Genomic DNA, 22,440 nt, shown 5'->3' on the forward strand with positions numbered 1-22,440 from the left:
TCTTCGTCCACCGGAGTCGCGATGCAATCCTATGATCCGCTTTCGCAAGCCGAGGACCCGCAAACCACGCCGTTTGACTACATCGTGGTGGGTTCGGGCGCGGGCGGCGGCCCGCTGGCGGCGCGGCTCGCGCTGAACGGCCGGCACGTTCTGCTGATCGAGGCCGGCGGCGATCCCGCTTTGGCGCAGCCCGACGCAAGGGCTCAGCCCATGACGCAGGGCGATCCCAGTCTCGGCCAGCAGCCGATGCGCCAGGTCTACGCCGTGCCTGCGTTCCACGCGCCAGCCACCGAAGACGATGACATGAGCTGGAAATTCTCCGTGCGTCATTACACGGATTTCAGCAGGCAGAACAAGGACACCAAGTACAGCCGCGCAAAGGACCCGTCGGAGACGCCGGGCAACAGAGACCCGTCGACGGTGGCGCGTGAACCCGCCAAGGGCGGCATCTTCTATCCGCGCGCGGCGACCCTTGGCGGCTGCACGTCGCATCACGCGATGATCATCATCCGCCCCAACGACGCGGACTGGGACAATATCGCCGAATTCACCGGCGACGATTCATGGCGCTCGCAAAACATGCAGGGCTATTTCGCCAAGATCGAGAACTGCCTTTACTACACGGCATACCGGTCGTTCGGGGTGAAAACGCTCGGATGGATCTTCAGGTCGCTTGAACTGCTGGTCCGGTGGCTTGCGCCGCGCAGCGTGCTGGATCCAGGTGGACACGGCTCCAGCGGCTGGCAAAAGACCAGCTTCATCGACCCGGCCGTGATCGCCGGCATCGCGCGCGGCGACAAGGTCTTCAAGGGTGTCCTCAAAGACGTGCTGTTCGCCGCGCTTGCGAATCGCAACGCGGCCTCGATGTTCGGGCGCGCCGCCGCCCGCTTCCAGATCCTGCAGTTCCTCGATCCCAACGTCCGCTCGCCGGCCATCCAGAGCCGCGCCCACGTCTCAATGATCTCGATTGGCACCGACGGCAAGCGGCGCTGTGGCTTACGCGACCATCTGCTGAACGTGCAGGCCACATTCCCCGACCGGCTGGTGATTTCGAAACCGGCACACGCCACGCGGATCCTGTTCGAAAAGAGGGACCACCTCGCGCCCCGTGCAATCGGCGTGGAACTCTGCGAAGGCGAGCATCTTTACGAGGCCAGCCCGATGTATGCCGGGCCCGCCACGGAACAGGCGCATAGGCGTGTGTTCGCAAAACGGGAGGTGATCGTTTGCGGCGGAGCGTTCAATACGCCGCAATTGCTGATGCTGAGCGGTATTGGCGACGCGGCGCATTTGACTGAAAAGCACATCGAGGGGCTTAGCGGCGGCGACGGCAAGCCGGTCGCGCCGATCGTGCATCTGCCCGGCGTTGGCAGGAATCTGCAGGATCGCTATGAAGTCAGCATCGTTACCCAGACACGGGAAGCGTTTTCGACGCTACGGGGCGCGACCTTCGAGCCGGGAGATACAAAGGACCCAGTGCTCAGCCAATGGGTGAAAGATCAAACCGGACTGTACTCCACCAACGGCGGCGCGATTGCCATGATGATGTCGTCCGCCGGCGGCGCCACGCAGCGCTGCGACCCGGACCTCTTCATCTTCGGTCTGCCTATCGCCTTCCGGGGCTACTACTGGAACTATTCGCGGCAATTGCTCTGGCGGAACATGACCGCGAACCAGCAGACGCGCAATCTGTGGAGCTGGGTCATTCTCAAGGCGTACACCACAAACAATAACGGCGCCGTGCGCCTGCGCAGCGCCAATCCGTTCCTCACGCCGGAAATCAATTTCCGTTCGTTCGACGATACGCCCGAGGGTGCGAAGGTCTGCCAGGATGACGTGGATGCCTTGTGCGACGCGATCCAGCACATGCGCGAGATCAATAGCCACGTTTCCGTGTTCGACAGCGAGATTCAGCCGGGCGCGGACAAACCGGATTACTCGCCGAGTCTGCGCGAATGGATCAAAAATGAAGCGTGGGGACATCACGCCTGCGCCTCCTGCAGGATCGGCCATGACCCATGGCACGAGGATCCGAGCAAACTGCAGGACAAGTTTGCCGTGGTGGACAGCAAGTTCCGCGTGCATGGCGTGGAGGGGTTGCGCATCGTCGACACGTCGGTTTTTCCGACCATTCCAGGCTATTTCATCGTGACACCTACTTTCATGATTAGCGAGAAGGCCGCCGATGTACTGCTGGATGACTCGGAGTCCTACCCGGCCGCGCTCGAGAACGTCGAGGCGAAAGCCATTTGCAACCGCCGCAGGTGCGCCCGGCCGGGCAGCGAGGATTCTGACGACACCTACCCTGCCCGGTTGCCAGACAAAACGGTGGGATTGGCGCTATCAGGCGGCGGCGTGCGCAGCGCCACTTACTGTCTCGGCATCCTGCAGGCGCTCGCGAAACAGGACCGCCTGCGCGACATCGACATCATGTCGTCGATCTCGGGGGGCGCCTACATCGGGGGGTTTCTCGGCAGGCTTTATACGCGTCTTTCGCCCGACTCGCGCGACGCGGCCCCGGACCGGGTAGAACGGACGCTCAAGGACCTCGCTTCGCCCGAGATCCAGTGGCTGCGCTACAACGCCCAATACCTGGTGGGCGGCGGCCGGCATGACGTGCTGTTCGATATCGCGGTCATCCTGCGCAATCTCGCCGCGGTCCACGTGTGGATCGGCGCCCTGGTGTTCGGCCTTCTCGGCGCGCTGCACTGGTTCGCGCTGGACTGCTCGAAGTTCCCGCGTCTGTCGGTTATATGCGACACCGCGCCGCCGTGGTGGCACGGTTTGCAGTTGTCGACATGGTGGTGGGTGCCGCTCGCTCTTTTCGTGCTCGGCGTGCTGCCGCCGTCGATCGGCTACTGGCTGACCATGAGTCGCCGCCCAAAGCAGGAATGGCGGTCGTGGTTGCCCTTCATCCTGTGGATCGCGATGCTCGGCTGCGCGATCGCAGGACTGTCGGTACCCCGCATCGAAACATGGAGCGCCGCGGCACTCGGCGTGCTGCTACTCGCCTGGTTCGAACAGGAGGCAGCCGGGTTGTTGATACGCGACCCCACGCCGTCCGGCGCGGCCGCGCAACCGGTCAATCCGGGCGCGGCACAGCCCGCGGATGGGGCCACCGTCGTGCGCAATCGCCTGACCCGCCTGTTTGGCGCAGCCTTGTTCAGCTTCGTCGTCAGCCTGCTGTTCGTCGTGCTCGACACGCTTGCGCAATGGCTCCTGAAGAACGGTCTGCAAATCATTCTCTGGGCGACGAGCGGTACCGCGCCGTTTCTGCTGCTGCTGCGCGGGCTCGCAGCAAGCGTGCTGAAGCGCCCCAGCAAGACGGGCGAGACAGCGCCCGGCGGACCCGGCAAGACCTGGGCCAGTGGGCTTCTAATGGATGTCCTCCTCGCCGTGCTCGCGTTCGTGCTGGTTTTCGTGTTGCTGCTTTTCCTCGATGTACTCGTGTACGCGGCCTTCGACTTCGATCCGCATGCCGCCCGTTTCGGCGTGGTGGTCGCCCTCCTCATCTCGGCCGTGAAGGGCCGCGTGTTGCTGTTTCTCAACCTGTCCTCACTGCAGCAGAGCTATGCGCAGAAACTGGTGCGGACCTACCTCGGCGCGTCCAACGACGCCCGCGTGAAACCCATCGGCACGAACTCACCCGTGCCGGTGGGCGTCGCCGACCTTGGCGACGATGTCCCGTTCGACCAATATCACCCGGAAACCAGCGGCGGTCCATTGCATCTGATCAGCTCCTGTCTCAACAATACGGTCGACCCGTCGTCCGGCAATCAGTTGCGCGACGACAAAGGCATGCCCATGTGTGTCGGTCCCGCCGGCATCAGCACGGGAAGGCGGTTTCACGCACTCTGGGCCGAGCGTGACCTGACCACGCCGGCACGCGTTGCGCCCGTCAGCGCCGTGCGCGTGCGGCCGGACCCCAACGAGTTTCACGCGCTCGCCCGTTCCGACAATGAGCCGGTCACCGTGGAGCGGTTGCGGCTCGGTCAGTGGATCGCCATCTCCGGTGCAGCGGCGAGTACTGGTCTCGGTCGCAACACGAAACTCGCCGTATCGCTGTTGCTTGGCCTCACCAATATCCGCATCGGCTACTGGTGGAACACCGGCATTTCCCGCTACAAGCGGCCGGGATGCTATCCGGCGGGTCCCTGGCGGCAGATCAAATCAGTACCGTCAAAGATCTTCACCCTGCAGGCGAAACTGCTCGATGAATGGCGCGCCTACTTTGAGGGTCCGGCCGCGCGGCTCTGGTATTTGAGCGACGGCGGCCACTTCGACAATACCGGCGTCTACGAGCTGATCCGCCGCAGGCTGCCGTTCATCGTCGCGGTTGACGCTACGGCGGACCCGCATTACCGTAGCGACCCGCTCGCACTGCTGGTCCGTCAGGTGCGCTACGATTTTTGCGCGACCATCACCTGGCTCGATCCGATCGTAGCGCGTGCGAACCGGCACCAGCCGCCCGCCGGATGGGAGGCCTTCCCGCCCGAAAAGGACAAGCCGGCTCTGCCGGAGTGGATCAAGGGCTGGCTCGACCCGGACGCCCTCTGCGCTTTCGCCGACCTGAAGCGCGACGGCAGGTACGGCGCGGCGCTCGCGCGCATCACCTACTCGGACCAGCATGAACGCACCAGCTGGCTGCTGTTTATCAAGCCGACCGTAGGCGGCGATCTGCCCAACGATGCCCGCACCTACGCGGAAAACCATGAGGATTTTCCGCAACAGACCACGGCCGATCAGTTCTTCGACGACAACCAGTGGGAAGCCTATCGCGTGCTCGGCTACTGCGCGGGCGTGAAGGTCTTCCACGAGCGACCCGGGGCTTGACCTGAACACCAAGGAGTTCCCTAGTGGCTGATCACAACGACCCGAATGCGGTCAATACGATCTTCTCCGACATCGACGTGAGCGCCGCTGATCTGTACGACCTGTTCGGTTTTCCCAGCGACGACAGGACAGACGGCGAGCGCGACGAGGCTCTTACCAACGCCGCCCTTGCCGCCGCCCACGAGATAGATGGGATTGACTGTCGCATCCATCGCGACTTCGTGTAGATCTTCGCAACAGGCATCGTTACCATGGTGACGATATGCCGCGACCCATCGCCTCACCATGCTTTCTGCAATACCGAATTTCGCCGCAAGGAGCTTATAGCCCCCTTTGCCAGCGAGGTACTCGGCGTGCTGCCCGTTGGCAGATCCGTCGTTCGCATCGCGACTAGAGAGTAAGCCCGTTGTTGTATTCGAGCTACGCTTGTTCGTATGGGGACAAGACCGTTACAAGGTCGCGCCCAAGGCAACTGCGGCTAATGCGGAAACCAACGCAGGCAGCGTCACCACGACCCCCAGCTTGAGGAAAACCCATGCAGTCACCTGGATGCCTTCCCGACGAAGAGCGGTCAACCAGAGAATGGTGGCAAGGGAGCCCGTGACCGAGAAGTTTGGTCCGAGGTCAACGCCTACCAGGACCGCGCTTGCGACGGGAGTCGGTGCATGGGCGACCGTGAGCGCTGAACCGGCTATCAGGCCCGCTGGTAGGTTATTGATGAGATTGCAGGCGACAGCCATGACCGCACCAGAAATCCAGCTTGCGTGAGCGGGAATGGTTGTCGACGCTGCCCTGACGACATCGGCTATGTTTTCTATCACACCCGTGCGTTGAAGCCCCTCGACCAGAACGAAAAGTCCTGCGACCAAAGGGAGCACCGCCCAGGAAATCTCGGCGAGGTGCGCGCCTAGAAACTTTCGCTTAAGGATGCAGATGGCGACAAAGAGAGCCAGCCCTGCGCAGAACGTCGGCAGTCCAAGCGGCACGTCAAGTGCCGACGCGCCTAGCATCACGATTGCCATCACAACGATGCCGATACCCGTCGCTTTGCCAGCAGTCGATAACTCTGGAACATCGACCTTTGATTCAATCTGCTGCGTCAGTTCCTGCCGTTGCATGAGACGTAGCGCCAGATAGGTGGCGACAATGCTCAACACGGACGGTACGGCGAAACGACCGAGCCAGTTCAAAAGTGTGGGCATACGGTCCTGAAAAATCACCAGATTCGCCGGGTTCGAGATGGGCAGGGCGAAGCTCGCGGCGTTCGCGATGAACGCGCAAATGTAGAGATACGGCAGCGGCTTCTCTGCCTTAACGACGTGCGCAACGGCAATGACTGCCGGTGTCAGTACGACTGCCGTTGCGTCGTTTGACATGAAGACTGTCACGACCGTACCGACGCAATACATCAGAAAGAACAGTTTCTTCGCTGAGCCTCCCGCGCGCTTCGCGGCAAGAGCGGCCAGGTAGTCGAACAGTCCCTCCTTCCGGGCGAGTTCTGACGCCACCATCATTCCAGTCAGAAACAGGTAGACATCGAGCCCCTTGCCAACCGCGATGAGCGCATCGGACCACGACAGCATCCCGAGTCCGCATAAGGCGAGCGCGCCGAGTACCGCCCACACAGCCTCAGGTAGCTTGAACGGCCGGGTGATGACGCCGAGCGTGGATACCGCAGCGATAACCCAGACCGGAACGGACGAGCTCAGCAATGCATTCATTTTTCTAGTCAGGTCGATGTGGGAATCAAATCTTGCGGATGGCCGCCCGGCGCCGCCGTACTATCTCCGTTTGGTCGCGTTTCCGGCATGAACACCGCGAAGAATATTAGCGCGAGCGCGCTGATGGCGGTCAAGGTCAGAAAGCCTGTCGTGAAGCCGAATTTCTCGACAACATAGCCTCCAGTGACGTTACTCAGCGCTGCGCCGATACCGACAGCCAGCGCCACCAGTCCCTGTGCGAAATTGAACCGCCCCGTGCCGCGCATCAGGTCCGAGGCGATGACCACGCCGATAACACCAAAAATACCGGCGGCCACGCCGTCAAGCAGTTGAATCGCTACTACAGCATAAGGGCTGCTGGTCATCGAAAACAGCACCCCTCTTACCGGCAACACGGCCAGCGCGAGCAGGAAAATCTTCTTTCGTCCGACTCCTTTTCGCATCGCATGCCCGACAGTTGCAGCGACGGCGACCATCACGAGTTGTGCCGAGATGATGCACGCGCTCAGTGCGACGACATCCATTCCCGGATGAACCTTGGCGATGACCTGGCCAGCGAGCGGCAACATCGCCGCATTGCCAAAGTGGAACAGGATGACCGAGATGATAAACACCTTGAGGTCACGCTTTTTCCATAACTCCGAAAACGCAACGGGCTTACGACGGTTCTCGGCCTCTGAGGCGGCTTCGGCCCCCCGGGCGAGCTCGTGGTCAATATCCTTCGGCTTGATGAGCAGAACCACGAGCGCGCTCGCGACCGCGAATCCGCAAATGAGATAGAAAAGCCAGATGACTCCAACATACTGCCCCAAGCCGCCCGCCAGAAGAGCCGCTGCGAAGTTGCCTGCATGATTAAACGCTTCATTGCGGCTTATCCGGGCGGGCAGCAACTTGCGGCCAACGATGCCAAGGCTCAATGCGGCAAGGCAAGGCGGAATGATGGCGGACGCCGCGCCAAGAGTAATCTGTGCGGCAAGGACAGTTGGCAGTTTCGGGAAAACCGCAATCAGAAGACATCCGGTCCCCACCAGCAAACCGGAAATCGCGATGAGCAGGCGCTTCACGCGAACTGCATCGACGAGCAATCCGGCTGGAATCTGGCAGATTGCGGCCGCGGCCCCGCTGGCAGCCATGACAAGGCCGATGTTGCCCGAGCCCCAGTGTTGCGTACCTTTGAGGTACACGGACAGGAACGGGCCAAGACCATCCCGCACGTCGGCCATCAGGAAATTGAGTGAGTCCAGACCGCGCAAACTCCGTGACGACGGCGATTTCGGCGCTTCGTCGTCAACCTGCGACTGCTCTGATTGTGGGCTCACCACTTTCTCCCGTTACGGTTCGGTCGGAGCTGGGTGCCCAGGATGTTCTTCTCTTCCCAAGCGCCAATCGTGTCGCGGTCGCTTCCATCCGCACGCCGCTCCCGGGTTCCTTCGAATGTCGAGGTGGCTTCGATGTTGTCGACGCCGATATGCCTCATATCGACAACCGCAACGCGGAACTCCCGCAGCAAACCGTGGAAAAAAGCTGAGGCTTCGTCAGCGTCGGCCAGGTCTGCCGGATAGGCATGCGCGAAGACCACAGCCTCCTTGCCTGATGCAGCAGCGGTCTGAAGTTCTGCCTTAAGCCAATCAAATTGCGGGTTTCCAAGCTTGAAATCCGGCCCGCCAGTTCCGGCAGAAACATAGTCCAGAAAGAGGCAACGGAAGTCTCCTACCGAAACGGCTTTCGGGAGGCGTTCAGCGCCAAGTACCTCATGAAAAGCGTGCAGGTCGTGCGATTTGAAGTCATGGTCGCCGGGGATGACGTGAACCGGGAGCTTGAGCTGGTCCAGCTCGGTGCGAAGAATCTTGTACTGCTCAGGCGTACCATCGTCTGCATTGTCGCCGGGTAGCACGACAAAATCGATTTGCCCCGCGAGGTGCGCATTAGCCTGGGAGATGATGTCGCGCAGCGCGAGATGGTTGGGCAGTTCCGTCTCCGTCAGATGCAGGTCGCCGATGTGCATCCATACAAGCGGCTCGCCGCTTTGTGAAAGCTTCGATGGCGGAAACGTGTTTTGCCCTTGTACCATTTCGCATTCTCCTTCAAGAAACGTGTCTGGATTAGATTCAGTGCGCGGGACTACTCTGCGACCTCCGTAAGGTTCTCGGCATCGACCAGCTCGGCGATGTCGTCGACTTCGATAGTTCTGCCATATCTGTTTTTCACTCCGTGACCCCAGACCTGTATGTGAGTGCCAGGTTCGAGGTAACCGGACAACTCCTCTGCGGCATGAGGAGGCATACGAATCGACGTTCCGTCGGTCAGCAAGGCGCCGCGAAGTTCGCCTTTGGGCCCATACAGTGAGAGCCTCACTTCGCCCGCCACTTCCATGGGATGCTTGTCGACATGAGGCTTCTCATGCTTCTCACCGTGGTGATGGGGTCCATCGTCAAGAATCACGACACCTGTTTCTGATGTCAGCTGGACGGCTGCAACGATATCGGCAGCGCGCGGTTTGGCGCCACGCACGCGAACCGTGTCGCCAACGCTGACGTGTTTTGCGACCTGTCTGGACAGATGGGGCGGGAAATGCACCTGTCTGTTGTTGCCGAGAACGAAGCCGTCCAGCTCTCCATGGGGATTCAGGAGGAACTGCGTAATGGTGCCGCGCGTTTCCTGCAGGCATTCCGGGTCAATCCAATGCATGACGTAACTCCGATTAAAAGAGAATCAGTTGGGGGCTTTGTCGTACAGCTGCGTGACATTGCCTGGGGTGCCGAACGCTGTTGCCTGCAGCGCCTCGCCGTATTGATTACGCGTACCGTACCCGCTGGCAGCGACCACTACATCTGGCCGCATCAGGTTGGCAAACTGCTGTGCTACCGGCGGCGGCATCTTGATAACCGTTCCATTGCTAAGCATTACGCCATCAGGCTCTCCGCGTGGTGCTGTCGTGATACGTGCAACCGTGCCCTTAACACTGAGCTTGACGAGACCTGCCCCACGCAACGCTGGCGGAACACGCATTGCGTTGACTGGCGGAGGCTGGTCAACGACCTGTTGGGACGTTCGGTCATTCGTGATTTGCTGCGCAGTCACGTTGCCTGCACCGTCACGAAATCCTGCGATTCGGACCGGGTCGCCGGGATGGACAACGCTTACCAGTTGCGAGCTCATGTGCGGCGGGAAGTGGACAAGCGAACCGTCACCCAGAAGAAAGCCGTCAACCTCGCCTTCCGGGTTAACGACGAAGCGGCTCACCGTTCCAGTTGCGACAACCGACTGCGGCTGCGCTGCAAGGGGCGATGGTGGCGGGGCTATGGCTGGCATCGCGCCGGCGCGTCCACCAGCGACCGGCGGCGGAACAGGCACGGCGTCCTGAGCAGGCGGTGTTTGGGCGGCGCACGCGATTGTGACAAGGCACAATGAGAGCGCTGCAGCGCGAGCAACCTTTGCGGTCGGAATGGTACTGTTCGCCTGCGTGCGGTGGGTGGACGACAGGTTGAAATTTTTTGAGGCCATGATGCTCTCCGTTTGAACGACACGGAGACAATTGCAAGGCCTATGCCATCGCGATGCCCCTGCTAGATGGTACTTTGCGGGGCGCTTCAGCCGGGCAACTGTCAAGCGAACCGACACACCGCGTCAGATTGCTTGACACATTATTCGAGCTTGAGTGCTGCGAGCTTCGCGTACAGCGTCTGACGGCTTATGCCTAGCCGGCGCGCGGCATCGGCGCGGTTGTTGTCGGCGAGCTTCAGCGCGTGGCTAATCATCGCGCGCTCGACCGCTTCCACGGCGCCCGGCAATGACATTTCAAAGAAGCTTGCGCTCAGGAGCGGCTGACCATCGTCCGGTTTCGCGCTCAGAAAACCCAGGTCCTCTGCCGTAATCGAAGGTCCGGGAGCCAATGCACCCGCACGCTCAATTGCGTTTCTGAGCTCACGCACATTGCCCGGCCATGAGTAACCGAGAAGCAAGCGTTGTGCTGACGCGGAGAGTCGCATGTCCCGTGACCGGCGAATGGCGGCTTCGGCGAGGAAATGTTCGGCAAGCGGAAGGATGTCTGCCAGCCGCTCGCGCAGCGGGGGCAACTCGATAGGAATAATGTTGAGCCGGTAAAGCAGGTCCTCGCGAAACTCGCCCGATTCGACCATTGCCTCCAGGTCTCGATGGGTTGCCGCGACGAGTCTGATGTCGACAGGCGTCAGGCGATTGGAGCCGAGCGGGGTAATTTGCCGCTCCTGGATGACCCTTAAGAACTTGGCCTGCATCGGAAGGGGCATGTCGCCGACTTCGTCGAGCAGCAATGTGCCGCCATCGGCGGCCGCGAAGCATCCGGTCCGGTCCACCGATGCTCCCGTGAAGGCGCCTTTGACATGCCCGAACAGTTCGCTCTCGAGCAGGTCAGCAGGAATGGCAGCACAGTTCACCGCGAGAAACGGTTTGCCCCGGCGCTTCGATGCGTCATGAAGCACCCGTGCCGCGACCTCTTTACCGGTACCCGTTTCTCCGCTCAACAGGACCGTAGCATCTGATGATGCAGCGCGCCCAATCTGTTTCTGTACCTCGCGCAAGGTCTCACTGACACCTAGCAGCCGAGGTTTCGCACTCGCCACCTCAACGCGAAAAGAAGGCAACAGCTCGACGGACGCTTCGCTTGTCGCTGTCGAGGATACGATACGCTCGAGGAGTGACTGTATCGCCTGTCTACCGACCGGTTTCGTCAAATGATCGAAGGCGCCTAGTGTCATCGCGCCTACCGTGTTATCGCTTGATGCGAAGCCTGTCAGCATCACAACTGGCAGCGTCGACCCGTGCGCCGTTGTCTGCAATGCTTCAAGTACAGCGAGCCCGTCCATGCCAGGCAAGCGGAAGTCAAGAAACATGCAGGTAAATGGAGCAGCGGCATTGCTGAGCGTTTTCAGCGCCTGTTCGCCAGAGGTCGCCTCATCGACTGAGTGCCCAAGGTCAATCAGCGTTTCGACGAGCCCCTCACGGAAGCCATCGTCATCGTCGACTACGAGTATGTGTGCCATGGAATCTCAATGACGAAACATGCACCTCTGTCAGTGTCCTCGACGTACACCCGGCCACGGTGGGCCGTAGCCACTTCCCGGGCCACGGCCAGGCCCAGCCCAGAACCATCAGGCCGTCCGGTGACGAATGGTTCGAAAATACGTTCCCGGTCAGCCATCGCAACTCCGGGGCCATTATCGACTACCGCGACACGCAATAGACGGTCCGCGCCGGTACCGGCGCGATGTGCGCGCACCGCGACCTCGCCCTCGGGCGGGGCGTGCCTGATTGCGTTTAGTATGAGGTTGTCGAGCGCCCTTGCCATCTGTACCGGGTCAAACCTCGCCAGATGACCGTCAACGCCGGGTTGCGCCGGCTTCAGTTGGTCAACATCGAATGACAGATTGACACCCTTCAGCGCCGCCCCTTCGTGATGCGTGCCCACGGTCGCCGCCACCCATTCTGCCGCATCAATTGTATCCATCAAGAGTGTCACGGGCTGCGTCAACGCGAGCAGACTCGTTACCTGAGTTTCGATGCGCTCCACCTGCCCGAGAGCCGACGTGAGCGATTGATTCGGCGTGCAGACGTCATGCGCGAGCACATTCTCCAGTTTCAACCTGACGGCACCCAGTGGATTACGGATTTCATGTGCTACCTGCGCAGCGAGCTTGCCAAGCGAGGCGAAGCGCTCGGCCTGCAGTAACTTCTCGCTCAAAGCTGAGGCACGGGCTTGTGCAGCCCTGGAACGTGCGGCGAAAGCGTTGACGGCGTTGATGATTTTGTCGAGGTCGGGTTCCCCGACCAACTGCAGCGCGGTCAAGGAGGCAGTTGTGTCTGATGACAAGCCTCGTTCGAGCTTTGTCAGATTTTGCTTCCAGCGATACAGAGAAATGCCGAGAATTACCGCAATAGTCAGGATAGCTGTGAGCACAACGGCTAGCGATACCACGAGCAAGTGTCCGTATTGCCCGAGAGGAGCCTGGGCTCTAGTCAGAGTCCAGGCATAAAGGGTAGAGGTTCCGGCTACAGGGCACGCGGATGCAACTGTCGCCCCCGCTCCACCAGGAACCGAGTCCGAAAGCGCTGTATGTCCGGTTTCCGCGCGGTGCAAAGTGCGAAGTATCAAGGGCGTCTCTGCCTGCGGGATATCCCGCTTGAGGCCCGAGCCTTCATAGGTCGGGAACGAGTAGGCGAGAAACCCGTTGACGGCACTAGATTGAGTCGTGCTGGCGTCGCGGTCGGCCGCGGCCGATGGTCCCGAGGTCTGGTCAGAACGGCTTGTGGCGCCGGATTTCCAAAACCCACCTTCGATTTTCGGGGCCTGAATCAAGACTGTATCGAGCACCGCATGCATCAGGTCGGTGTCGTAAGCGTTCGTCGTGAACTGGCGAGAGAGCGAATAGCGCGCTGCTACATGTTCGCAGGCGGCTATGGACTGTTGACTGGCGATGGAAATCTGGCGGTTCTGGTCCGTCTGAACCAGCAACCAGATGATTCCAGCGAGCAGCGTGCAGACTACGGCAACGAGCGCCCAAAGAAGCACCAACTGCGTTGCGAAAGAGATTCGCTTCATAGGCTTGATAGTCCACAGCGGTTAGTCTAACTGTTCTCCGATAGCGCGGTTACGGGCGCCACTGCCCATCGGTTCAGGGCGACGAGCCTTCCAATCTGTCGGCGAGAGGCCCCGAGAGTGTTAGTCGAACCGGCGGCACCACGTGTACGTCGGCTTATGCGCGACTTGTCCAATGGGCCTGGCTTGTCAGGTCGCCCTGATGCCAGCGGACCGCATAAAGTAATCGAACGGGCCGACCGATTTTTGGTGAATTGCAATTCGCGAACGTCCACATTATCGTGAAGCAGTCTCCTCTCCATATCTCCTCCTGATGTGGAATTGCCCGTCCTTGAGGCGGGCATTTTTTTGAGAAGATTGCTTTCCGCGCGCGGCGCCCGTCGCCAGGCGTGACAGAACGCGCTGATGCCGTTTGGAACTCCGCCAGAAGGCACCCTTGCATAAGTTACCCACTGTTGTAAGAAAAAGTGACGCAGCTACTGACTTCTTCGGGCAAAGGTTCCATTCAGGCTGGCGAACGTCAGTTGGCGGCGCGGCCGAGTGACCGAGAATCGGGATGTGCGCGAGGTAAGGTCGAGCTCTCATCTCGCGGCACAGTGTCAGTCCATCCATCAATGGCATTATCCAGTCGGTAATAACAAGGCCAGGCAGATGCTGCTTCAGGCACTCGACCGCCTCGACGCCGTTTCGTGCGCGAGTCACGCTGTATCCCTCGTTGACCAAGATGAGGGACCACGCGGCGAGAATCTCGGGGGCGTCATCGACCAGCAAATTGAATACACCTTCAGTTGCCTATGTTGGTTAGCGTCATGTTTGCTCCGACCGGGTGACGCAAGAAACATTCCATTTGAGTGCCGACTGCCGTAGCAAGCGATTGTCCCTGTTGAGTGCCTGTGCGCCAGAACTATGCCGAGCTCCTTCAAGGTTCCGCTGGGCGTCCCGGCGCCAGTTAGTCCGCGCGAGCAAGCGGCCGACTTTCGCTGTCGTCGCCAGCTTCGGGTGACTTTCGTACCCTTGACGAAATTCGGGCAGAAGAACGTAGTCGCCGTCTCGCCGTCCGAGGTGACGTGTCCAATCATCCAGCGAGCGCAAGGCACTAACCTCTACATCGAATCTGTCGCCAGTTCCGCGACGAGCGCTTTCAGTCCAGCGCTGCATTTGGCTAGCTGCACCAGTTCGACATACTCGTCTTCGGTAGCAACCAGTCGCGGCATTCCCGGACCCCAAATAAGGTTCAGACATCCTCTGTCCGAACGCGAGAGTTCGACCTGCACGTCAACGTTTCTCTTGCCGGCCTCCCGCTTACTGAGGATGCCGGCCAGGGTTGCAAAAGCCTTGGCGCCGCGCTGAACATCAGCATTGACAGCTGGCGAGACCTGCGTATGTTCACCCATCTGGGGTGATGTCAAGCATCCCGTTGACGCCTCAGCTACGTGTTGCAAAAAGAAACGCGTGAACGCAAGAAGCGCCGTATCTCTGGATGCTAAGTGAATGCAGGATTGCAGCTTTTCAGCCCCGGATTTCTTGCTGACGTGGAAAATCGGCATTATCCATTGATTGGCTCTCACAACCTGCAGGTTGGTGGGGCAACCTGATATTGAGGCGAACGGTTGTACATCAGCGGCGAATGCTGAGACAGCATCGTCGACGGCGAGCTCTGTCCCGGCTCTGCCTCGGGGCCCGTAACGAAGGGAAATGTGTATTGGACAAGAAAGCGTTGCTGAGGTCATAACCGGTACCAGACCCAACAGCAGACCGACGAATCCTTTCATACTGTTTGCGCCTCTGCCATACAGTCGACCATTACGCACTTCCGGTCGGAAAGGGTTCGAACTCCAACGCTGTCCAGCAACGGATGCCACGTCACAACTAGCGAGGAACATGATGCCGCCTCTAACGTTGCCCGAGGCGTCCGGAATACTAGTGAACAACTCCCCGGCGCCACTCAGTTGCCTCGTGAACGTCTCAACTGCTAACCCTCGTCCGGTGAGGTACTCCTTAACGGTACCGACGAGGGCGAGGTTACCGTGGTAAGTGGCCGTGTCGATTTGAATAAGCCTTTCGACCCATTCCAGTGAGTCAACTTCGGCGCGCACTGGAGAGAAAGCGATGTCGGTCATTTGCACTCTTTACCTGAAGCAGTACTTCGCGGAAGGCCGATGGCACTCCCGACCCACCGCAACCAGCATTTCGTCGGTCGCCATGGCGCGACGGTCTTTAAGGGCAACCGTTGCGCCATCACACGCGCTAGTGCTGAACCCCCAGGCTGTCGCGCTTCCCGTCTGCATACGTGTATAGCGTGAGCGCTGCGTCCTTCACATCTCCTTTCGAATCGAAACGAGTTTCGCCGATGACTCCCTTGTAGTCGGTGTTTTTGAGGTAGGGAAGATACTTGGCCGGGTCAGAAGAGTTCGCCCGCTTCATCGCATCAACCAGAATCATGACGGCGTCATACGCATAGGGCGCGTAGATGACCACATCCTGAGCATTCTTCTGTTTAAACCGTTCTTTAAACTTATCCATCCCTGCCTGATACTCAGGCGTAATGCCACCTGCTTCAGCACATACCACTTTTCTTCCCTGCAGGGCATCGCCTGCAAGGGAAGGTAGTTCGCCCGTACAAATTCCGTCACCGCCCATGAAGTTGGATGCCATGCCCAGTTGCTGCATCTGCTTCAGCATCGGGCCGCCTTGAGCATCCATGCCGCCATAGAACACAACATCTGGCGAAGTACCTTTGACAGCCGTCAGGACGCCCCTGAAGTCCGTAGCCTTGTCGGTCGTGAACTGGCGAGTCGTTAGCTTCGCACCGGCCGCCGTGGCGGATGCAAGAAACTGGTCCGCGATACCCTGACCATAGGCAGTTCTGTCGTCGATAACGGCAAACGTCTTGACATTCAGTTTCTGGACGGCATATTTACCAAGAACCGACCCGAGTTGCGGGTCGTTAGCGACCAACCGGAAGGCCGTGTCAAATCCTTGCTGGGTGTACTTCGGGTTTGTCGACGACTGCGTGATTTGCGGGATGTGAGCGTCGAAGTAAATCTTCGATGCCGGAATTGTTGCCCCCGAATTGAAATGCCCAACAACGCCTTTCACTCCGGAGTCGACGAGCTTTTGCGCTACCTGAGTCGCCTGGCGCGGGTCGCCCGCATCGTCTTCAACCTGAAGCAAAATTTTGGCCTTATGGCCATCGATGATTGGCGGGTTCGCGTTGATGTCATCCACAGCCATCTCGGCGCCGAGCTCCACGTCTTTTCCGAGGTTGGCGTTCTGGCCCGTCAGCGGGCCAGCAAAGCCAAGCTTTATAGTGTCATCCTGTGCGTACGAAGCCGCCGATGCAAGCGCGAGAACCGCGCCAATGACCGCGATGAATGTTGTCGAACGTTTCATGGTCTTCTCCTTACCGGTTTGTTTGATTGCAGTCGTATATGGTTTGCATTACTAACTACATTAAGCTGACTGCACCATCTCAGGGGCATATGGGCTACGGTTGAGACAGGTCTGGCACGTCTTGCCGCGTCGAGCGATTGTCAGGTTCTGCGCCGTCGCTGCCTATGGCACTTGGTTCTCAGGTGCGAGACAAGTGTCTGCCGGAAAATAATCCGCGCCCATCGCATCGCATCGAGAAAGTTGTTCGAATTAATAGAACGCTGAGGCGATGTGGCGCTGCGGCGTCCGGTCAAGGCTCATCGACCGGCGGTGCGCCCGTGCAGCGGGCTCTCCTCGCGTTTCTCAGCTCCGCCAGGATTTCACCGGGCACGCCTCCGTTCTTGTTTTCGAACACACCGGTTTTCGAAGCCCTCTTTCTCGCTTCGAAGCTTCGGCTGATACTGAATGCACCATCGCTGGAGGGCCGCCCGCCTTTTATCACGCCTCGGGTTTTCTCCCGGCGCGTCTAGCGCCATGCAATACGTTCTGCCACCAGGTTCAAGTTCATGTCCCAACCCAAACGCGTTAGCCGTCTTGAGCGGGCAGTCGCATCAGTTGTTTCCACAGGAACGAGCACGCGTGAAACTGAAAAATCCACGTGACCGCCTGCATTACGAGGAGCATGAATCTGGTGGTCCTCGCAGGTAGGGCGCTGATAGTAACCGCTGTCAGTTTCTAGTTTGCCGTTCCGGATAGACTGATGATTAGCTTGTGCAGAAAACTCTCGCAGGCGGCAAGCTGCTCCAACTCTACGAACTCGTTAGGCTTGTGTGCCTGCTCAATGTTGCCTGGCCCGCAAACAATGCTCGGGATACCCGCGGTCTGGAACAATCCCGCCTCGGTGGCATACGCGACTTTCCTCGTGTCGGTATCTCGCCGCAACGCACGTACGAGTTCATTGATGGCGGCCTGCTCGGCCACATCCAGCGCTGGCGCAGTCGAGATGGTAGCAAACGTGATGTCCGCTTCTTCGCGGGTCAGTCGCATTTTGGGAACGAGTTCCGTCTCTGCGTATAGTTTAATCTCGTCGTATATAGCTTGCGCGTTGATACCCGGCAGGTTCCTGAACTCAAACTCAAATTCGCAGTTCGCCGGCACTGTGTTCACGGCGATGCCGCCACGAATCGTGCCGGTCTGCGCAGTCGTAAACGGTACGTCGAAAGCGTTATCAAACGGCCCCTTCGATTTGAATCTTTCTGCGAGGTCCTGGATGTAGCAGATTAGCCGCGCGGCATACTCAATCGCGTTGACGCCCTTGGGGGTGAGAGATGAGTGTGCAGCATGCCCGTTTACGCAGCAACGATATGCGTTAATACCCTTGTGGGCGACAACCACTCGCATGCTGCTTGGCTCACCGACGATACATCCGTCCAGCTTGATGCCGCGCTGCTTAAGGTCTGCCAGCATTACGGGCGCACCGGCGCATCCGATTTCTTCGTCGTAAGACAACGCGAAATGCAGCGGGCTCGTCAGCGCTGTTTGTCGCATGTGCGGAACCAGCCCGAGCGCTACGCCGATAAATCCCTTCATGTCACACGAACCGCGGCCATACAGCTTTCCATCTTTAATTACCGGGGAGAATGGGTCTGTGTCCCAGTGTTGCCCGTCGACGGGAACCACGTCCGTGTGTCCTGAAAGAACTACACCACCATCTGTTTCCCCAGTGGCGGTCGGAACGGTAGCGAACAGATTGGCTTTCTTGCCGGTCGGGTCGTACGTCAACCTGGTGAGCAACCCGTTCGCATCGCAGTAGTCGCGTACGGTTTCAATCAGGCCGAAGTTGGAGTTGCGACTGGTCGTGTCCATCCGCATCAGTCTGTCGACCCAGTCCAGGCCAGATTTCGAAAGCTCAGATGTGGCGCTGCTTTGCGTGATTATGTTCATTGTGGAGCCGTTTCCGGTAGGAATGGTTGACCGTTAGCTGTTGACCTCTGCGGCTTGCCGGAACGGAAATGTGAGAGGTGTCAACGGAAGCGCAGAAGGTGGGGGCATACGGCTGAGGTCACATGCCTGGTGCAACGCATGGGGTTGACGGGTTAGACGTGAAAGAACTGGGCGACGATGCTGGCGCCGAGGAACGTCCCTCCGTTAGCAACAAACGATACGAGTACGATTCGCCATCCCAACTTACGGAACGCAGGGATGTCCTTTGCGATTGACAGCCCTGCGAATGTCAGCATGGGCGTCGTGACGCCAAGGAAGTCGTTCTGCGAACTGTAGGCTGCAATCTGCGAAGCCCACGGGCAGAGGGGCGATGTCAGAAACATCGCGGCGATTGATACCCAGCAGACTGCTGGTATTTTTCTGCCTGTCATTATTGCGAGCGCGTCACCGACAACTGTCGCAAGCACCATAATCAGCATGCCGGGAAGTGCGACGAGCGGGCTCGTGCCGTGGGTCATCCAGTCACAAACCAGTGCGAACGCCGCTGTCATACCCCAGGCCAGAAGCTTGCCGCGATAACTCAGTTCAGGTGCTGCAGTCTCGACATCACCCAGCTTCGGCCGGCTTCCTTCAACGACGCTTGTTGCGTCCGATGCCTTCGTTTTGCGACCGATGAGGGGCTCGAGTAGCCGGTAGCCCCAGATAGCCATAGGCAACGAGATGAAGAGCGTGAAGTACGTGCCGACCGTCGTCGTAATGAGGTTGCTCGCCGCCGCAAATGTCAGCACAGTCTTCGCCATCTCTGGCGTCTGCTGCGCGGCGATTGCGCCGGACGCAGCTGCCATCATCGAGCCTGAACCGACACCCGAGCCCATCGCCAGCGCCAGGGGGTTGAAGATGTGCAGGCTTGCAACAAACCCGGCGAAGATTGCGATGAAGACGGCACCGAAGACTGTACCGGTCAGATATTCTGCGAGCACACCACGGCCTTCGGCGGAGTTCATTCCATACTTCTCGCCAATGATGGCGAGACTCGGCTCACGGCCTACCGAGAAGGTCGCACCAATGGCCTCCCGCTTGATACCCAGCAGGAGCGCGAGCGGCAACCCCAGCATGATGGTACCGACGAAATGGCCGAGTTCCTGAAAAGCCAGCGCCCAGCCGGCCGCTGCGAGTTTGGGCAACGCACCGCCGACCATCAGGCCGAGTTTGGAAACAAAGAGAAGCAACGCTGGTTGCAGGATAGCGGCAGCGAGAAACTGGGTTTTCACGTCAAGCCGGGCGATACCTCCCCAACGGTCGCCGGCCAGGCCCAATGCTGCCCCCATCAGCAGCGCCCAAATCATGGGTAGCAGGACAACCTTGCCCGGTCCGATTTTGAACGTAAACGACCCGATAAGCTCCGCAATAAAAATAATGAGCGCGGCATAGAAGAACAGCTTTACGGACCTCAGACTGCCGGCTCCTGAGCTCTCTGCATATATCGTGTGTTCCATCTTCAGTTGGTCTCCAGGCCCGCCCTCGCTGCCGAGTCCGCAGCGAGGGCACTTGCCGGGTTAAAGGTAGCCGAATGCTGTCGACGGCTCTTTGGCGGTTTCGACCCACACGCTCTTTGTCTGCGTGTATTCGTAGAGCGCCTCGACGCCACTCGAGCGGCCGTAGCCGCTCAGACCATATCCGCCGAACGGCGACGCGACATTGATGGTCTTGTAGCCGTTGACCCAGAACGTACCCGCGTTAATCTGAGCGGCGACGCGGTGAGCGCGGCCGACGTCGTTTGTCCATACTGCGCCAGCCAGACCGAACTCGGTATCGTTCGCGATAGCAATGGCTTCTTCCTCCGTGTCAAACGGAATCGCTGCCACGACCGGACCGAAGATTTCGGTGCGGGCGACATCCATCTCGTTAGTGACATTAGCGAGAACAGTCGGTGAAACGAAATAGCCACCCTCAGAGCGCTCGGCGGACCCTGCTGCGAGCGTGGCGCCTGCCGCAACGCCGCTCGCAATCATCTTTATGACGTGCTCGTATTGCGTGCGGTTGTTGATTGGGCCGACCTCCGTCGAGTCGTCGATAGGCGAGCCAACCTTGATTTTCTTCGCTCCGGTGGCAACCATGTTGACGAACTCGTCATACACCGAGCGTTGCACCAGCAGGCGTGAGCCCGCAACGCAGCTCTGACCAGCCCCGGCGAAAATGGCGGCCTGCGCTGTAAGCGCTGCTCGCTTCAGGTCCGCATCGCCGAAAATGATGTTCGCCGACTTCCCGCCAAGCTCCAGCACACACGGGAGCACACGCTTTGCGGCGGCTTCGGCAATCCGCACACCCGTATCCGGCGAGCCAACAAAGACAACTTTCCTGATTGCCTTATGCGCAATCGCGGCCTGCGCCACCGTCTGGCCAAGCCCAGCCAGCACGTTGATGAGTCCCTTCGGCGCGCCTGCACGTTCGGCCAGCATACCGACCACGAGCGATGTGAACGGCGTCAGTTCAGACGGCTTCAGCAAAACGGCGTTCCCCATCGAGATTGCCGGCGCCAGTTGCCATCCACACGTGAAGACAGGTGCGTTCCAGGGCGTGATTTGAAGAACCGTTCCGGCCGGCTCGCGACGCGTGTAGTTCAGGTGCGACGTCGGGACAGGGATGACCTCGCCATAGAATTTATCAGCCCAGCCGCCGTAGTACTCGAACATCTCGGCGACTTTGGCCACTTCGCCGCGACAGTCGCGAATCGGTTTTCCCGAACCCAACGACTCCAGCCGCGCCAGGCTCTCGGTGTCTTTGCGCAATTCGCGGGCGATTTCAAACATGACGCGACCGCGGGCAGCATGAGTCAGCGCCCGCCACTGTTTCTGCGCACGTTGAGCCGCCTCGGCCGCGAGTTCAACCACTTTTGCACCACCGTCCTTGTATGCGAGGCTCGGCTTGCCGGTGGCTGCGTCGTACAACTGGATGAGTTCACCCGTGCCTTCGACCAGCTCTCCACCGACGAACGAGCCGATGGTCTTCGCGTTCGGGAAGAAGTGGGCAAATGCGGCAAGAAGGTTCTCAGCTGCGTTGTTTTCCATGTCGATGCTCCTTGAACCTGGTTACTTGGACTCGGTGAATTGGACGATGCGGTTGAAGTCTTCCGCGTCGCCAATTGATTTCGCGCTTTCGGCCCACAGACGGCCCGCCTCGACTGCGATAGGAGCGCTCACGCCCTGGCTGCTCAAAAGGTCCATCGCAAGACGGACGTCCTTGCGCATCAGTTTCATCGTGAAGCCCGAGTCGAACTTGTTGTTGAAAATCCACGTGGGATAGTTCGTCAGCGTCGCACTGTTCTTGCCCGACCCGCCACTGAGCGCTTCAATCAGCTTCTCGGGGTCCACCCCTGCCGACTCGGCTGCACGCACGGCTTCGCTGGTGGCGAGCAGATGGATGCCGGTCAGCAGGTTGTTGATGATTTTCGTGACGTGACCGGCGCCGACCGGACCGACGTGGACTCGCTTCGCGCTCATCACAGCGAGGATGGGTTCAACTGCCGCGACATCTTCATCAGAGCCGCCAAGAACCATGGTCATCGCCGCGGTCGCCGCGCCCTTCGGTCCGCCGCTCACCGGGCCGTCAATCAATCCGACCTGCACTTCCTTGAGTGCTGCTGCGATTTTCCGTGTGCTGTTCGGGTCGGCTGTCGTGGTGTCGACAACGATGAGACCGGGCTGCGCGCTGGCCGCCACCCCGCCGCTGCCCAGAACCACCTCTTCGACGACTGCGGAAGTAGGCAGGGAAAGGATTAGAACGTCGGAGTCACGCGTAATGTCGGCAATGGTTGCGCGGGCAGAGACGCCTTCTTCCTGCAGCTTCCCGGCCACGCCGGGAGCCGCGTCGAAGCCGAGCACGGTGTATCCGCCGCGCTTGAGCGAGAGGGCCATTCCACGCCCCATGTTTCCAAGTCCGATGACACCAACCGTCTTCATAAGTGCACTCCATTGCGATGACGCTGCGGGCCGGATA

Annotated in this window: 15 protein-coding genes and 2 pseudogenes; 1 reads left to right on the forward strand and 16 read right to left on the reverse strand. The window is 59.7% G+C overall.

Annotated features, from left to right (window positions below; all coding sequences use genetic code 11):
- Window positions 1–21 precede the first annotated feature (21 nt).
- Window positions 22–4,833: a GMC oxidoreductase gene (locus P3T43_RS07910; protein ID WP_429280474.1), complete on the forward strand. Its 4,812-nt coding sequence runs from the start codon at window positions 22–24 to the stop codon at window positions 4,831–4,833.
- Between the two features lie 131 nt (window positions 4,834–4,964).
- On the opposite strand, the pseudogene P3T43_RS07915 reads toward P3T43_RS07910, so the two are convergent.
- The 16 genes and pseudogenes from P3T43_RS07915 to P3T43_RS07990 form a co-directional block, all read right to left on the reverse strand.
- Window positions 4,965–5,045, reverse strand: a pseudogene (locus P3T43_RS07915) (protein mobD); the annotation flags it as partial.
- A 36-nt stretch (window positions 5,046–5,081) separates the two neighbouring features.
- A pseudogene (locus P3T43_RS07920) lies at window positions 5,082–5,180 on the reverse strand (helix-turn-helix domain-containing protein); the annotation flags it as partial.
- Between the two features lie 102 nt (window positions 5,181–5,282).
- Window positions 5,283–6,554 (reverse strand): arsenic transporter, encoded by a 1,272-nt coding sequence (locus P3T43_RS07925; RefSeq protein ID WP_429280475.1) that lies wholly within the window; start codon window positions 6,552–6,554, stop codon window positions 5,283–5,285.
- 8 nt (window positions 6,555–6,562) lie between these two features.
- Window positions 6,563–7,873 carry an MFS transporter gene (locus P3T43_RS07930; RefSeq protein ID WP_429280476.1) on the reverse strand — a complete coding sequence of 437 codons (1,311 nt, stop codon included), beginning with the start codon at window positions 7,871–7,873 and terminating at the stop codon, window positions 6,563–6,565.
- Window positions 7,870–8,625: a metallophosphoesterase family protein gene (locus P3T43_RS07935; RefSeq protein WP_429280477.1), complete on the reverse strand. Its 756-nt coding sequence runs from the start codon at window positions 8,623–8,625 to the stop codon at window positions 7,870–7,872. Before P3T43_RS07935 ends, P3T43_RS07930 begins: the two co-directional genes overlap by 4 nt.
- 50 nt (window positions 8,626–8,675) lie before the next feature.
- Window positions 8,676–9,242 carry a hypothetical protein gene (locus P3T43_RS07940; RefSeq protein WP_429280478.1) on the reverse strand — a complete coding sequence of 189 codons (567 nt, stop codon included), beginning with the start codon at window positions 9,240–9,242 and terminating at the stop codon, window positions 8,676–8,678.
- Between the two features lie 24 nt (window positions 9,243–9,266).
- A complete protein-coding gene (locus P3T43_RS07945; protein WP_429280479.1) occupies window positions 9,267–10,058 on the reverse strand; it encodes a hypothetical protein in 792 nt (263 codons plus the stop codon).
- A gap of 140 nt (window positions 10,059–10,198) precedes the next feature.
- The gene (locus P3T43_RS07950; RefSeq protein WP_429280480.1) at window positions 10,199–11,575 is read right to left on the reverse strand and encodes a sigma-54-dependent transcriptional regulator; all 1,377 of its coding nucleotides are present in this window, start codon (window positions 11,573–11,575) and stop codon (window positions 10,199–10,201) included.
- Window positions 11,557–13,131 carry a sensor histidine kinase gene (locus P3T43_RS07955; RefSeq protein WP_429280481.1) on the reverse strand — a complete coding sequence of 525 codons (1,575 nt, stop codon included), beginning with the start codon at window positions 13,129–13,131 and terminating at the stop codon, window positions 11,557–11,559. The genes P3T43_RS07950 and P3T43_RS07955 overlap by 19 nt, the downstream gene beginning before the upstream one ends.
- 273 nt (window positions 13,132–13,404) lie before the next feature.
- Complete coding sequence (locus P3T43_RS07960; protein ID WP_429280482.1) at window positions 13,405–13,899, reverse strand: response regulator; 495 nt, start codon at window positions 13,897–13,899, stop codon at window positions 13,405–13,407.
- 332 nt (window positions 13,900–14,231) lie between these two features.
- Entirely contained in the window at window positions 14,232–15,248 is a 1,017-nt protein-coding gene (locus tag P3T43_RS07965; protein WP_429280483.1) for a M20/M25/M40 family metallo-hydrolase, read from the reverse strand.
- Window positions 15,249–15,375: 127 nt separating this feature from the next.
- A complete protein-coding gene (locus tag P3T43_RS07970) occupies window positions 15,376–16,521 on the reverse strand; it encodes a branched-chain amino acid ABC transporter substrate-binding protein (protein ID WP_429280484.1) in 1,146 nt (381 codons plus the stop codon).
- A gap of 714 nt (window positions 16,522–17,235) precedes the next feature.
- Window positions 17,236–18,444, reverse strand: a complete 1,209-nt coding sequence (gene argE / locus P3T43_RS07975) for an acetylornithine deacetylase (protein WP_429280485.1) — start codon at window positions 18,442–18,444, stop codon at window positions 17,236–17,238.
- Between the two features lie 152 nt (window positions 18,445–18,596).
- Window positions 18,597–19,940: a DUF3100 domain-containing protein gene (locus tag P3T43_RS07980; RefSeq protein ID WP_429280486.1), complete on the reverse strand. Its 1,344-nt coding sequence runs from the start codon at window positions 19,938–19,940 to the stop codon at window positions 18,597–18,599.
- A gap of 60 nt (window positions 19,941–20,000) precedes the next feature.
- A complete protein-coding gene (locus P3T43_RS07985; protein ID WP_429280487.1) occupies window positions 20,001–21,512 on the reverse strand; it encodes an aldehyde dehydrogenase family protein in 1,512 nt (503 codons plus the stop codon).
- A 21-nt stretch (window positions 21,513–21,533) separates the two neighbouring features.
- Window positions 21,534–22,439 carry an NAD(P)-dependent oxidoreductase gene (locus tag P3T43_RS07990; protein ID WP_429280516.1) on the reverse strand — a complete coding sequence of 302 codons (906 nt, stop codon included), beginning with the start codon at window positions 22,437–22,439 and terminating at the stop codon, window positions 21,534–21,536.
- Between the last annotated feature and the right edge of the window lies 1 nt (window position 22,440).

The sequence above is a fragment of the Paraburkholderia sp. GAS41 genome (assembly GCF_050436545.1).
In the GTDB taxonomy this organism is placed as follows: Bacteria; Pseudomonadota; Gammaproteobacteria; order Burkholderiales; family Burkholderiaceae; genus Paraburkholderia.